This is a genomic window from Paraburkholderia sediminicola (assembly GCF_046027355.1).
GTDB lineage: Bacteria > Pseudomonadota > Gammaproteobacteria > Burkholderiales > Burkholderiaceae > Paraburkholderia > Paraburkholderia sediminicola_B.
Window position 1 is genome coordinate 351,047 of record NZ_JAQQEK010000006.1, and the last position, 13,316, is coordinate 364,362.

Genomic DNA, 13,316 nt, shown 5'->3' on the forward strand with positions numbered 1-13,316 from the left:
ATATTGGGTTTTTCGCCGATATCACATTCAAAGGGACGCGCCGTGCTGTCTACCGCCAATATCACCATGCAATTCGGGCCAAAGCCCCTCTTCGAGAATATCTCGGTCAAATTCGGGGGAGGGAACCGCTATGGCCTGATTGGTGCGAACGGCTGCGGCAAGTCCACCTTCATGAAGATACTCGGCAGCGATCTGGAGCCGAGCTCGGGCAACGTCATGCTCGAGCCGAACATCCGCCTCGGCAAGCTGCGCCAGGATCAGTTCGCGTACGAAGACGTGCGCGTGCTCGACGTCGTGATGATGGGGCACGCCGAAATGTGGGCCGCCATGACCGAGCGCGACGCGATCTACGCGAACCCCGACGCGACGGACGACGACTACATGCACGCCGCCGAACTCGAAGCGAAGTTCGCCGAGTACGACGGCTACACCGCCGAGGCGCGCGCGGGCGAACTGCTGCTCGGCATCGGCATTGCGATCGAGGACCACAACGGCCCGATGAGCAACGTCGCGCCGGGCTGGAAGCTGCGCGTGCTGCTCGCGCAGGCGCTGTTCTCAAAGCCGGACGTGTTGCTGCTGGACGAACCGACCAACAACCTGGACATCAACTCGATCCGTTGGCTGGAGGACGTGCTCAACCAGTACAACTCGACGATGATCATCATCTCGCACGATCGACACTTCCTGAACCAGGTCTGCACGCACATGGCCGACATGGACTACGGCACGCTGAAGGTCTATCCGGGCAACTACGACGATTACATGCTGGCGAGCACGCAGGCGCGCGAGCGTCAGCAGAACGCCAACGCGAAGGCGAAGGAACGTGTCGCCGACCTGCAGGACTTCGTGCGCCGCTTCTCGGCGAACAAGTCGAAGGCGCGTCAGGCCACCAGCCGTCTGAAGATGATCGACAAGATCAAGATCGAGGAATTCAAGCCGTCGTCGCGGCAGAACCCGTTCATCCGCTTCGAGTACGAGAAGAAGCTGCACAACATCGCGGTGGTGGCCGAGAAGATCTCGAAGAAGTACGAACGCCAGATTTTCAACGACTTCAGCATCAGCGTGCAGCCGGGCGAGCGTATCGCGATCATCGGTGAGAACGGCGCGGGCAAGACCACGCTGCTGCGCTCGCTGCTCGGCAAGCTGACGCTCGATCACGGCACGGTGAAGTGGGCCGAGAACGCGAATGTCGGTTACATGCCGCAGGATACGTACGAAGAGTTTCCGGACGACCTCACGCTGATGGACTGGATCGACGGCTACCGCCAGGAAGGCGACGACGAGCAGATGGTGCGCGGCACGCTCGGCCGGCTGCTGTTCAATGCCGACGACATCCGCAAGTCGGTCAAGGTGCTCTCCGGTGGCGAGAAAGGCCGCATGATCTGGGGCAAGCTGATGCTGGGCCGCCACAACGTGCTGCTGATGGACGAGCCGACCAACCACATGGACATGGAATCGATCGAGTCGCTGCAGATCGCGCTCGACAAGTTCGAAGGCACGCTGATCTTCGTGTCGCACGACCGTGAGTTCGTGAGCGGCCTCGCGAATCGCGTCATCGAAGTGAAGACCAATGGCATGTTGAATGACTTCGGTGGGAATTACGAAGATTTTTTGTTGAGCCAGGGCGTGCAGTAAGCACGGCTGAACCGCTCGCCGCCCCAGTTGCACCGCAAAGCCCGCTTCTTCGAAGCGGGCTTTTTTCATGGGCGCGCCTCACGCATCGGCCTTCCCACAGCGCTGGTTAGAATAGAAGACCATTCCGGAGACACAGACAGGGACCGACCATCATGAAGACCTACGAGCAACTCTATATCGACGGCAAGTGGATCGCGCCGTGCGGCACCGGCACGATCGACGTGATCGACTCGGGCACGGAAGAGATCATGGGCCGCATCCCTGAAGGCGTCGAGGCCGATGCCGAAAGCGCGATCGCCGCCGCACGCGTGGCGTTCGACGGCTGGGCCGCGACGCCCGCCGCCGAGCGCGGCGAATATCTGCGCAAGATCGCGGCGAACCTGAAAGCGCGCACCGACGAACTGGCCGGCTTGATCGCCGGCGAAGTCGGCATGCCGCTGAAGCTCGCGCGCGCCATCCAGGTGGGCGGCCCCGTCTACAACTGGGGCGTGTACGCGAAGCTCGCAAGCGAGTTTCAGTATGAGGAACGTGTCGGCAATTCGCTGGTGGTGCGCGAACCGGTCGGCGTGGTGGCGGCGATCACGCCGTGGAACTATCCGCTCAATCAGGTCACGCTGAAGGTCGCGGCGGCGCTCGCCGCCGGTTGCACGGTGGTGCTCAAGCCGTCGGAGATCGCGCCGCTGAATGCGTTCGTGCTTGCCGAGGCGATCCACGAAGCCGGGCTGCCGGCCGGCGTGTTCAATCTCGTGAGCGGCTATGGACCGGTGGTGGGCGAGGTGCTGGCGAGCCATCCGTCGGTCGATATGGTCTCGTTCACCGGCTCGACTCGCGCCGGCAAACGCGTGTCCGAACTGGCTTCGGCGACGGTCAAGCGCGTGGCGCTCGAACTCGGCGGCAAGTCGGCGTCGGTCATTCTCGACGATGCGGATTTCGCCGCGGCGGTTAAAGGCACGATCAGCGCGTGCTTTCTGAATTCCGGGCAAACGTGTTCGGCGCATACGCGCATGCTGGTGCCCGAGGCGCGCTACGACGAAGCGCGCGCGCTGGCGAAGCAGGCCGCCGAGGCCTACGTCGCCGGCGATCCGCGCAATGAGACGACCCGCCTTGGCCCGCTGGCGTCGGCGGCGCAGCAGGCGCGCGTGCAGCAGTACATCGCGAAGGGAATCGAGGAGGGCGCCGAGCTGGTGACAGGCGGCGCGGGCTTGCCTGATGGATTATCGAAGGGCTTCTTCGTCAAGCCGACCGTGTTCGGCCGCGTGCATCCCAAAGCGACGATCGCGCAAGAAGAAATCTTCGGCCCGGTGCTCTCGATTCTCACCTACAAGGACGAAGAAGAAGCCATTCGGATCGCCAACGATTCGCCATATGGCCTCGGCGGCGCGGTATGGGCCGGCAGTGACGAACGTGCCGCCGGCGTCGCGCGACGGATTCGCACCGGCCAGGTCGATATCAACGGCGGCACGTGGAACATGGCCGCGCCGTTCGGCGGTTTCAAACAGTCGGGCTTCGGCCGCGAAAACGGGGTCTACGGACTCGAAGAGTATCTCGAACTCAAGTCCATGCAATTCAAGGCGTGATTCAACTGACCGGCGTCAACCGAAGATCACACAAGACCAGGACATTCGCCGACTCATTGACCTGAAGCAACGCGGACTGCGCCCGACCGACGATTATCAGCGTTTCGATAATCCGCCATCGGGCCAGTCATGCTCACCTCTCATTCCTTCCCGCCGCTCGTCATTCGCGGCCGCTCGTTACTGCCGATCGTGCAAGGCGGCATGGGCGTCGGCATCTCGGCGCACCGGCTGGCCGGCAGTGTCGCCCGCGAAGGCGCGCTGGGCACCATCGCCAGTATCGACCTGCGGCATCATCATCACGATCTGATAGAACGCTGCCGCGAGTCGCGCGTTCGGGCCACGCTGGAAGAAGCCAACCTCACCGCTCTGGCGCGCGAAATCCACTCCGCCAAGGCACTCAGCGAAGGCCACGGCATGATTGCCGTCAACGTGATGAAGGCGGTCAGCGCGCAAGCCGACTACGTGCGCGTCGCGTGCGAGAGCGGCGCTGACGCGATCGTCATGGGCGCGGGCCTGCCGCTCGATTTACCGGACATGACCCAGGGCTACGACATCGCGCTGATTCCGATTCTGTCGGACAGCCGCGGCGTCGCGCTCGTGCTGAAGAAGTGGATGAAAAAAGGCCGTTTGCCCGACGCGGTGGTGATCGAGCATCCGGCGCATGCGGGCGGCCATCTGGGCGTCAACAACCTCGCCGATCAACACGATCAGCGTTTCGATTTCTTCCGCATCCTCGAAGAACTCGACACGGTTTTCGCCTCACTCGGCTTGAACCGTCAGGACGTACCCTTGATCGTCGCGGGCGGCATCAATAGTCACGAGGCCGTCCGCAAGCTGCTGAACGCGGGCGCGAACGGCGTGCAACTCGGCACGCCGTTCGCCGTCACCGAGGAAGGCGACGCGCATCCGAACTTCAAGCGCGTGCTGGCCGAAGCCACGCCGGAGGACATCGTCGAATTCGTCAGTGTGACGGGACTGCCCGCGCGCGCCGTGAAAACGCCGTGGCTGATGCGCTATCTGCGCCATGAAACGAAGATCCGCGAGAAAGTCGGCGCGCTCAAACACGTCTGTCCGACCGCGCTCGAGTGCCTTAGCGCGTGTGGCTGGCGAGACGGTATCGAGAAGTTCGGCCACTTCTGCATCGACACGCGGCTCGCGGCGGCATTGCGCGGCGACGTGGCGAACGGTCTGTTCTTCCGCGGCCGCGAAGCACTGCCGTTCGGCACGGCGATTCGCAGCGTGCACGATCTCCTCGAACTGCTGCTGACGGGCGCGACGCGACCGGCTGTCGCAGGGCGCTGGGCATTCTCACTGGGTTGATACGCGTCAACCTGCCGCGCGACGAGAACTTCGACAATCCCCGCATGCAAACAAACAAACCGGGGAAGCACATGAAGCACTCGTCCAGAAACAGAAACAGAATCAGAACCGCCGTCATCGCATCGAGCCTGCTGTTCGCGGGCGCGCTCCCGCCGCAGGCGCACGCCGCCGGCGACGACGCCATGAACGGCATTCACGCCGGCGACGTGCTCGTGCGTCTGCGCGCCATCAGCATCATGCCGAACGTGAGCACCACGCAATCGCTGACCGCGCTCAACGTTGGCGTGAACAATGCCATCGTGCCGGAGCTGGATCTGACCTACATGATCCGCGACTACCTCGGCGTCGAGCTGATTCTCGGCACCTCGCGGCATCAAGTGACTTCGAGCCTCGGCGGTCTCGGCGGCGTGAACGTGTTGCCGCCCACGCTGCTGCTGCAATATCACTTCAACCACGCGGGGCGCATTCGTCCGTATGTCGGCGCGGGTCTCAACTACACGCTGTTCTATAACAATGGCCTGAACGCGGGCGGCCAGCCGATCTCGATCACCAATCACAGTTGGGGACCGGCGTTGCAGGCCGGCGTCGACGTGCAAGTCACCAAGTCCTTGTTCGTCAACGCGGACATCAAGAAGATCTGGATGCACACGGATGCGTCGCTCGGCGGTCAGGCGCTTGGACGCTTGAGCATCGATCCGGTGGTGGTCGGTTTGGGTGTCGGGATGCGGTTCTGATTGTCACGCGTCACTTGCGCGCTTAGCCAGCCGTAGTCGCCATGCAAAAACGCCGGAGATTCCGGCGTTTCTTTTTGGGTTTCAACGTTGAGCGCGACCTGGCCGCAAACATGCGACCGGAAGCGGGCTAAGCAAGCCTACAGCTTGTCGTTGGCAAACCGCATAGCCGTGCCTTCCTGCTCGATGCGAACCCACACGGCGCGCTTTTCCTCGTCGCTCAGGAAAACCCAGTTGGACACTTCGCCGGCAGTGCGGCCGCAGCCTTTGCAGACGTCGTCGAACAGCGTGGAACAGACGCCGATGCACGGGCTGTCGGGAAGATCATGGAGATTCGAAGCCATCGGAAACCTTGGGGCGGAGAAGCGAAGTTCCGCTATGTTAACCGATGCGCGCCGTGCACCCCGCCGTGCGCGAACGACGTGGCCGCGGTTCGCGCACGGTTGGCAGCATCCGCCGCATGTTTTGCCACATGTTTCGACGCGATAGCGCTCGCCCGCATCAACGCGCGATGCTGTAGCCGATCCGCGCCATCCAGTGCTGGCGGTTGTTGTAGTCGAGCAAGTCCTCGCCGTAGCCGTTGAAGTAGCCCACCCAGACATAGCCGCCCCACGCGCTGCCCAGCAGTTTGGCGAGCGGATAGGTGAATTGCGTATCCACGCTGCCGTACCAGTGCTTGCTGCCTTTGCGCAGCGTGGTCGCCAGTTGCCAGCCGTCCGGGCTGCCGTATTTGACCAGCAAGTCGACGTAGCCGCGATAGTCGGCGATATCGGGGTTGCTGCTCGTGCCGACGTAGTAATAGATTTTCGGCGACACGGTCAGATGGTTGGCCGTCAGATCGCCGAATTCCCATGTCGGCCGGATGAATGGCATGTTGATGCTGCGCGAGTCCGCTCCGGCCTTGCCGTTCGATTCGTGCGCGACGCCCGCCGCAAAACCCATGCGCGTGAAAAACGGGCTCTGCCAGCCGGTGTCCGGCACGTAATAGAACAACTGCGGTGAGTAGGTCGTGTCGCGGAACGGGCGCGAATCGGCGGACAGATCCCAGATCGAAGTTTGCGTGTACGCGAAGTACAGGTTGTCGAGGAAGGCCTTCGAGCGCAAATCGTCCGGTATCAGGATGCGGTATTTGAAGCTCAATTGCAGCCGCGCGTTCGTGTCGCCGTTGTGGCCGAAGGCGATGTACATCGGATCGTAATAGGACAGGTGCGAAAGCACGCCGCGTCCCGTGGTCGCGAGCGAGTCGCCGGGCGGCGCGATGGCGTCGCCGGTCGGGCCGCCGACCACGGCTGCTGTCGCCGCGGCTTGAGCGGGCGTGGTCGCCTGGCTTTCCGCGCGTTCCGCCTCGGCAATCGCGTCCTGCCGCGGCCCGCGATTGATCGCGACGAGCGCCGGCGACGCATCGAAACCCACCGGGTCGATGCGCACCTCGCCACGCGCCGACTGCGGCCAGGGCGCCGAGAAGCGCACCTTGCGGAACTGACCCGGCCGCAGATGCAACGTGTCGGGCACGCCCGCTTCGCGCTGCAAATCGAGCGGCTGTGGCGACTGTTCGCCTGCGCTCAGCGTCACGCGGATGGTCGGCGGGACGGTGATGGTCAGAGGTTTGGCGTCGTCGGCGGAGTAGAGCAGCGTGATCTGCAGCGGCTCGTTGGCCGCGGCCACGCGAGCGGGTTGCAGCATCGCGACGGTCGCGCGCGCCTCGCCGGACAGCACAGCACCGACGACGAGCGTGGCGAGCAGCATGGCGCGGGAAAAGCGCGCCATGAGTTGACGAAACGGAGGGAAGGTGTTGCGGCGGGCAAGGCGGTCGATCGAGGCGTCAAAGCGCATGGGGCTGTCGTCCTGGAGCAAGGGCAGCGAGCGAATCGGACGCGGCAGGCATCGAATGACGACACGTGCAAGGCGCACCGGATTGATCGAGCGGAAGCGCTGAAGGGCGCAAAAAATGGGCACAAAAACGGCTGCCGCAAGAAACCCGGCAGCCGGGATGAAACGGGCCGCACGGCCGGCGCGCCGCGGCAGCGGGCAGCGTCGCCGGTCATGGCGAGCTACTCAGAGAATACTTACAAAGTCAATTCATTGACAGCCTGGTCGAAAAACGGTCGTTCAGCTGCCGAACGCCAGTTGCCACAACAACGCGCCGTTGAGCATGATGATGAACGCGGCGGACAGCCACGCGAGCACGAGCGGCACGCCGCGCACGCGCCAGCCACGCATCAGCGCGGCGTCCGACGTGAAGCGGATCAACGGCACGACCGCGAGCGGCAATTGCAGGCTCAGCACCACCTGGCTTGCCACCAGCAACTGATTGGACCCGTGCTGGCCGAATAGCGCGACCGCGAAGAGCGCCGGTCCGATCGCCAGCGCGCGGGTCAGCAGGGCGCGCTTCCAGCGCGGCAGCCGGATGCGCAGAAAGCCTTCCATGACCGCCTGGCCGGCCAGCGTGCCGGTGACGGTCGCGCTCAGTCCACAGGCGAGCAGCGCCGCCGCGAACAGGATGCCGGCCCAATGCGTGCCGACGAGCGGCGCGATCAGGCGGTGGGCATCCGCGAGATCGGTCACGTCACGATGGCCGCTCACATAGAACACGGCGGCGGCCACGATCAGCAGCGCCGCGTTGATCACGAAAGCAAACGAAAGCGAGCCGAAGGTATCCAGATTGACGACGTGCAGCGCGACCTTGATCTGCGCGTCGCTGCCGTCCGGCGCATGGTGCTTGACGAGCGCCGAGTGCAGATAGAGGTTGTGCGGCATCACCGTCGCGCCGACGATGCCCGCCGCGAGCCACACCATGCCCGCATTGCGCAGCAATTCGACGCTCGGCACCGTGCCGGCAAGCGCCGCGTGCCAGTCCGGCCGCGCCAGTGCAAGCTGGACCACGAAGCACAGGCCGACGAAGCCGATCAGCGCCGCGATCACCGCTTCCAGTTTGCGGCCGCCTTTCTGCTGGAGCGCGAGCAGCGCGAAGGTGCAGACCGCAGACATCAGCACCCCGACCGTGAGCGACACGCCAAGTAGCATTTGCAATGCGACGGCGCTGCCGACCACCTCGGCGACGTCGCACGCGATGATCGCGACCTCGCTGGTCAGCCACAGGAAGAGGGTGCCGCGGCGGCCCGTGCGTTCGCGGCAGACCTGCGCGAGATCGCGCCCGGTCACGACACCCAGGCGTGACGACAGCCATTGCAGCAGCATTGCCATCAGGCTCGACAGCAGCACCATGCCGAGCAGGCGGTAGCCGTAGCCCGCGCCGGCGCCGAGCGCGGTCGCCCAGTTGCCCGGATCGATATAGCCGACCGCGATCAACGCGCCCGCGCCGACGAACGAGAACCAGTGCGGCGGACGTGCCGGCCCATCGCGCGGCAGACGCCGGCGGCGATTGGGACGCAATGCGAACGGATTCGTGTTCATCGATGCCTGAGGTTCAAGATTGCATCCTCTTGCAAGCCACGTGCCCGCTGCGCGTGCGGCGGGCGGCGCGTCGAGGCCGAGGCGCACGAACGCGATTTGCGGCGCGCCGTCACTCGGCCTGTGAGAGCCTTCGAGAGCTATTGTGCACCGTCGAACGCTTCGCGGCTTGAGTGCACTTCGACCTTAGCCGTCCGGCATAAAAGTCACGGAATGCGGCCGTCGGCCATCACCGTTTGCGCGAGCGCAGCGCGCCCTACACAGCGTCAACTTGACAACCAGATAACAGCGCGGCCGGTACGGGTGTTTTTTTCGGGTAGACACGCGCGCATAACCCGCTAAAATTGCGGCCAATTTTCCAGCGGTACGGCTTGCGCTGTACCGTTTGCGCGACAGCCCGGCATTTTTTTTGGAGCGCGCAATAATTGATGGTACTTTTCGGGTTTTTCAGGGGAGCCGTGGGCGCAGTGCCGCGGCGTAGGTGAAGACGGCCGGCTCGGGCCGGTCAGGATCGGAGAACGGAATGAAAAGACGGGTAGTGGGGCAGGTGGCGGCGCTGGTCTTGTGCGCGACGCCGTGGTTGACGGCCGCTGCGAAAGACACGCAGCTGAACGTGTATAACTGGTCCGATTACATCGCCAAGGACACCATTCCGAACTTCGCCAAGCAGACCGGCGTCCAGGTCAAATACGACAACTACGACAGCGACGACACGCTGCAAGCCAAGCTCCTCACCGGCAATTCCGGCTACGACATCGTCGTGCCGACCAGCAACTACGCCGGCAAGCAGATCGCCGCCGGCATCTTCGCGCCGCTCGACAAATCGAAGCTGCCGAATCTGAAGTACCTCGATCCCTCGCTGATGGCGCTCGTCGCCGGCGCCGATCCGGGCAACAAGTTCACGGTGCCCTGGGCTTACGGCACGACCGGCCTCGGCTACAACGTCACCAAGGCGCAGCAGATCCTCGGCAAGAACGTGCCGCTCGATAGCTGGGACGTCCTCTTCAAGCCGGAAAACATTTCGAAGCTGAAGGCTTGCGGCGTGTCCGTGCTCGATGCGCCGGACCAGATGTTCGCCGCCGCGCTGCATTACATCGGCAAGGATCCGATGAGCACGAACCCGGCCGACTACCGCGCCGCGCTCGAGATGATGAAGAAGATCCGCCCGTACATCACGCAGTTCAACTCGTCGGGCTATATCAACGACCTGGTCGGCGGCGACGTGTGCTTCGCGTACGGCTGGTCGGGAGACGTCGTGATCGCCAAGCATCGCGCGGTCGAAGCGAAGAAGGCCTACAAGGTCGAGTACTACATTCCGAAGGGCGGCGCGCCGGTGTGGTTCGACGTGATGGCGATTCCGAAGGACGCGAAGAACAAGGAAGCCGCGCTCGAGTGGATCAACTACATCGAAACGCCGCAGGTTCACGCCGCGATCACCAACGCCGTCTACTACCCGAGCGCCAACCTCGAAGCGCGCAAGTACGTGGACAAGGACGTGGCGAACGACCCGGCCGTGTATCCGCCGCCTGAAGTCATCAAGACCCTGTTCCTGCTGAAGCCGTTGCCGCCGGAAATCCAGCGGCTGCAAACGCGGCTGTGGACTGAATTCAAGTCCGGCCGCTGACCCGCGGGCAGTGAACGGGTAAGCATCATCATGAAGCCCTCGGTGTTCACCGGGGGCTTTGTTCGTCAAACGCCGGAGTAAAGCATTGTGATGAGTAGTGACCAGTCGGGCGCACTGGCCGGGGCCGTCGCGCCGTCCCCGAACCAGAACGCCGTTGCGGACGACGCCACGGAGAACTTCGTCCAGATCGTCGATGTCGTGAAGAAGTTCGGCGAGACCGTGGCGGTCAAAGGGGTCAACCTGTCGGTAAGGAAGGGCGAACTGTTCGCGCTGCTCGGCAGTTCCGGCTGCGGCAAGTCCACCTTGTTGCGCATGATGGCCGGGCTTGAAAGCGTGACCTCGGGCAAGATCCTGATCGATGGTGAAGACCTCGCGCAATTGCCGCCGTATCGCCGGCCGGTCAACATGATGTTCCAGTCGTACGCGCTGTTTCCGCACATGACGGTGGAGGGGAACGTTGCCTTCGGTCTGAAGCAGGAAGGCGTGCCGAAGGCCGAACTGAAAGACCGCGTGCAGACCGCGCTCGAACTCGTGCAGATGGGGCGCTTCGCGAAGCGCAAGCCGAATCAGCTTTCCGGCGGCCAGCAGCAGCGCGTGGCGCTCGCGCGTTCGCTGGTCAAGCGGCCCAAGCTGCTGCTGCTCGACGAGCCGATGTCCGCGCTCGACAAGCAGATTCGTCAACGCACCCAGATCGAACTGGTCAACATTCTCGACAAGGTCGGCGTGACCTGCATGATGGTGACGCACGATCAGGAAGAAGCGATGACCATGGCGGGCCGCCTTGCCGTGATGAGCGAAGGCGAGATCGTTCAACTCGGCACGCCGCACGAAGTGTACGAGTATCCGAATAGCCGTTTCTCGGCCGAATTCATCGGCTCGACGAATCTGTTCGAAGGCCATACCGTCGAAGACGAGCCCGATCACGTGTTCATCGAAACGCCGGACCTGCCGTGCCGCCTGTACGTCAGCCACGGCATCACCGGTCCGCTCGGCATGCCGGTGACGATTTCGGTGCGGCCCGAGCGCATCGCCCTCACGCGCAAACCGCCTGAGGGCGCGTACAACTGGGGCAAGGGCGTCGTCACGAATATCGCCTACATGGGCGGCTATTCGCTCTATCACGTGAAGCTCGACGCCGGCAAAGCGGTGATCGCGAACGTGACGAGCCTCGCGTTGACCGAGATCGATCCGCCTACCTGGGGCGACGAAGTGTATGTGCGCTGGAGCGCATCGGCCGGCGTGGTGCTGACGTCATGAAGCGCTCGTTCAATTCTTTCGCCACCTGGCCGGTGCGGCGTTTCAACTTGACTGGCCGCACTGCGGTGGTGGCCGGTCCGTTCATCTGGCTGCTGCTGTTTTTCCTCGTGCCGTTCCTGCTGGTCGTCAAGATCAGCTTTGCCGATTTGCAGCTCGGCATTCCGCCCTACACGGAGTTGACCAACTTCGCGGACGGCGCGATTCACATCACGCTCGACTTGTCGCATTACGCGTTTCTGCTAACCGACAGTCTGTACTTCGCGACCTATGTGAATTCAGTAGTGGTCGCCGCGATCTCGACGCTGTTGTGTTTGCTGATCGGCTATCCGATGGCGTATTACATCGCGCGATCGAATCCGGCCAGCCGCAATCTGCTGATGATGGCCGTGATGCTGCCGTTCTGGACGTCGTTTCTGATTCGCGTGTATGCGTGGATCGGGATTCTGAAGAACAACGGCTTGCTGAATAACTTTTTGATTTCGATCGGGCTGATTCATACGCCGATCGAGCTGTATCACACGAATACCGCCGTTTATATCGGCATGGTCTATTCGTATTTGCCGTTCCTTGTCATGCCGCTATACGCGCATCTGGTGAAGATGGACATGACGCTGCTGGAAGCCGCCTACGACCTCGGCGCGAAGCCATGGAAGGCGTTCTGGCAAATCACGTTGCCGCTCTCGAAGAACGGCATCATCGCCGGTTGTCTGCTGGTGTTCATTCCGGCGGTGGGTGAGTACGTGATTCCCGAATTGCTGGGCGGCGCGAATACGTTGATGATCGGCCGCGTGATGTGGAATGAGTTCTTCGACAATGCCGATTGGCCGATGGCGTCCGCCGTGACGTGCGCAATGGTGTTGTTGTTATTGGTGCCAATGGCGTTTTTCCAGTACGCGCAGGCGAAGGCGATGGAGGAAAGGCGCTGATGAAGCCGAACCGGATTTTTCAGTTGCTTGCCCTAGGGATCGGGTTTCTGTTTCTGTATGTGCCAATCGTGAGTCTGATTGTGTATTCGTTCAACGAATCGCAACTGGTCACGGTGTGGACGCGGTTTTCGACGCGCTGGTATGCGGCGTTGTTACAGGATGATGAGTTGATCGCGGCGGCGTGGTTGTCGTTGCGGGTGGCGTTGTTGACGGCGTTTGCTTCGGTTGTTATTGGCACGTGGGCCGGGTTCGTGCTCGCGCGGATGGGGCGGTTTCGCGGCTTCACGCTGTATACGGGGATGATCAATGCGCCGTTGGTGATTCCTGAGGTGATTCAGGGGATCTCGCTGCTGCTGCTGTTCATCGAAATGGCCAAGTGGTTGGGGTGGCCTGCCGGACGTGGCATTTTCACGATCTGGATCGGGCATGTGATGCTGTGTATTTCTTATGTGGCGATCATCGTGCAGTCGCGGGTGAAGGAGTTGCATCCTTCGCTTGAAGAGGCGGCGCTGGATCTTGGGGCTACGCCGTTGCGGGTGTTTTTCTTTATTACGTTGCCGTTGATTTCTCAAGCGCTCGTGTCAGGGTGGCTGCTGTCTTTTACTCTGTCGATCGATGATCTGGTGTTGTCGGCGTTTTTGTCTGGGCCTGGGTCGACGACTTTGCCGTTGGTCGTTTTCTCGCGCGTGCGGTTGGGGTTGAATCCGGAGATGAATGCTTTGGCTACTTTGTTTATTGCGGTGGTCACCGTTGGGGTCGTGGCCGCTAATTATTTTATGCAGCGGGCCGAGAGGAAGCGGGCGGTGATGGCGGTTTGATTTTTTTGGGTTTGTGT

At 62.6% G+C, this 13,316-nt stretch carries 11 protein-coding genes; 8 read left to right on the plus strand and 3 right to left on the minus strand.

Annotated features, from left to right (window positions below; translation table 11 throughout):
- Positions 1 to 42: 42 nt before the first annotated feature.
- From PQR42_RS13755 to PQR42_RS13770, 4 genes are all read left to right on the plus strand, one after another.
- Entirely contained in the window at positions 43 to 1,635 is a 1,593-nt protein-coding gene (locus tag PQR42_RS13755; protein ID WP_408204303.1) for an ABC-F family ATPase, read from the plus strand.
- Positions 1,636 to 1,787: 152 nt separating this feature from the next.
- Positions 1,788 to 3,212 carry an aldehyde dehydrogenase family protein gene (locus PQR42_RS13760; protein WP_408384270.1) on the plus strand — a complete coding sequence of 475 codons (1,425 nt, stop codon included), beginning with the start codon at positions 1,788 to 1,790 and terminating at the stop codon, positions 3,210 to 3,212.
- 129 nt (positions 3,213 to 3,341) lie between these two features.
- The gene (locus tag PQR42_RS13765) at positions 3,342 to 4,532 is read left to right on the plus strand and encodes an NAD(P)H-dependent flavin oxidoreductase (protein ID WP_408384268.1); all 1,191 of its coding nucleotides are present in this window, start codon (positions 3,342 to 3,344) and stop codon (positions 4,530 to 4,532) included.
- A gap of 71 nt (positions 4,533 to 4,603) precedes the next feature.
- Positions 4,604 to 5,266 carry an OmpW/AlkL family protein gene (locus PQR42_RS13770; protein ID WP_408493650.1) on the plus strand — a complete coding sequence of 221 codons (663 nt, stop codon included), beginning with the start codon at positions 4,604 to 4,606 and terminating at the stop codon, positions 5,264 to 5,266.
- 137 nt (positions 5,267 to 5,403) lie between these two features.
- On the opposite strand, the gene PQR42_RS13775 is transcribed toward PQR42_RS13770, so the two are convergent.
- The 3 genes from PQR42_RS13775 to PQR42_RS13785 all read right to left on the minus strand — a co-directional run bounded on the left by PQR42_RS13775 (position 5,404) and on the right by PQR42_RS13785 (position 8,677).
- On the minus strand, positions 5,404 to 5,607 hold the full coding sequence (locus PQR42_RS13775) for a DUF1289 domain-containing protein (protein ID WP_310814890.1): 204 nt from the start codon (positions 5,605 to 5,607) through the stop codon (positions 5,404 to 5,406).
- A 157-nt stretch (positions 5,608 to 5,764) separates the two neighbouring features.
- Positions 5,765 to 7,096 carry a phospholipase A gene (locus PQR42_RS13780; protein WP_408384264.1) on the minus strand — a complete coding sequence of 444 codons (1,332 nt, stop codon included), beginning with the start codon at positions 7,094 to 7,096 and terminating at the stop codon, positions 5,765 to 5,767.
- 276 nt (positions 7,097 to 7,372) lie between these two features.
- Positions 7,373 to 8,677 carry an Nramp family divalent metal transporter gene (locus tag PQR42_RS13785; RefSeq protein ID WP_408384262.1) on the minus strand — a complete coding sequence of 435 codons (1,305 nt, stop codon included), beginning with the start codon at positions 8,675 to 8,677 and terminating at the stop codon, positions 7,373 to 7,375.
- Positions 8,678 to 9,197: 520 nt separating this feature from the next.
- Here PQR42_RS13785 and PQR42_RS13790 point away from each other — a divergent pair.
- The 4 genes from PQR42_RS13790 to PQR42_RS13805 all read left to right on the plus strand — a co-directional run bounded on the left by PQR42_RS13790 (position 9,198) and on the right by PQR42_RS13805 (position 13,299).
- On the plus strand, positions 9,198 to 10,298 hold the full coding sequence (locus tag PQR42_RS13790; protein ID WP_408384260.1) for a polyamine ABC transporter substrate-binding protein: 1,101 nt from the start codon (positions 9,198 to 9,200) through the stop codon (positions 10,296 to 10,298).
- Positions 10,299 to 10,388: 90 nt separating this feature from the next.
- Positions 10,389 to 11,555 carry an ABC transporter ATP-binding protein gene (locus tag PQR42_RS13795; protein ID WP_408384258.1) on the plus strand — a complete coding sequence of 389 codons (1,167 nt, stop codon included), beginning with the start codon at positions 10,389 to 10,391 and terminating at the stop codon, positions 11,553 to 11,555.
- Positions 11,552 to 12,481 carry an ABC transporter permease subunit gene (locus PQR42_RS13800; RefSeq protein ID WP_408384256.1) on the plus strand — a complete coding sequence of 310 codons (930 nt, stop codon included), beginning with the start codon at positions 11,552 to 11,554 and terminating at the stop codon, positions 12,479 to 12,481. The genes PQR42_RS13795 and PQR42_RS13800 overlap by 4 nt, the downstream gene beginning before the upstream one ends.
- Positions 12,481 to 13,299, plus strand: a complete 819-nt coding sequence (locus PQR42_RS13805; protein ID WP_408204312.1) for an ABC transporter permease subunit — start codon at positions 12,481 to 12,483, stop codon at positions 13,297 to 13,299. Before PQR42_RS13800 ends, PQR42_RS13805 begins: the two co-directional genes overlap by 1 nt.
- The last annotated feature ends 17 nt before the right edge of the window (positions 13,300 to 13,316 follow it).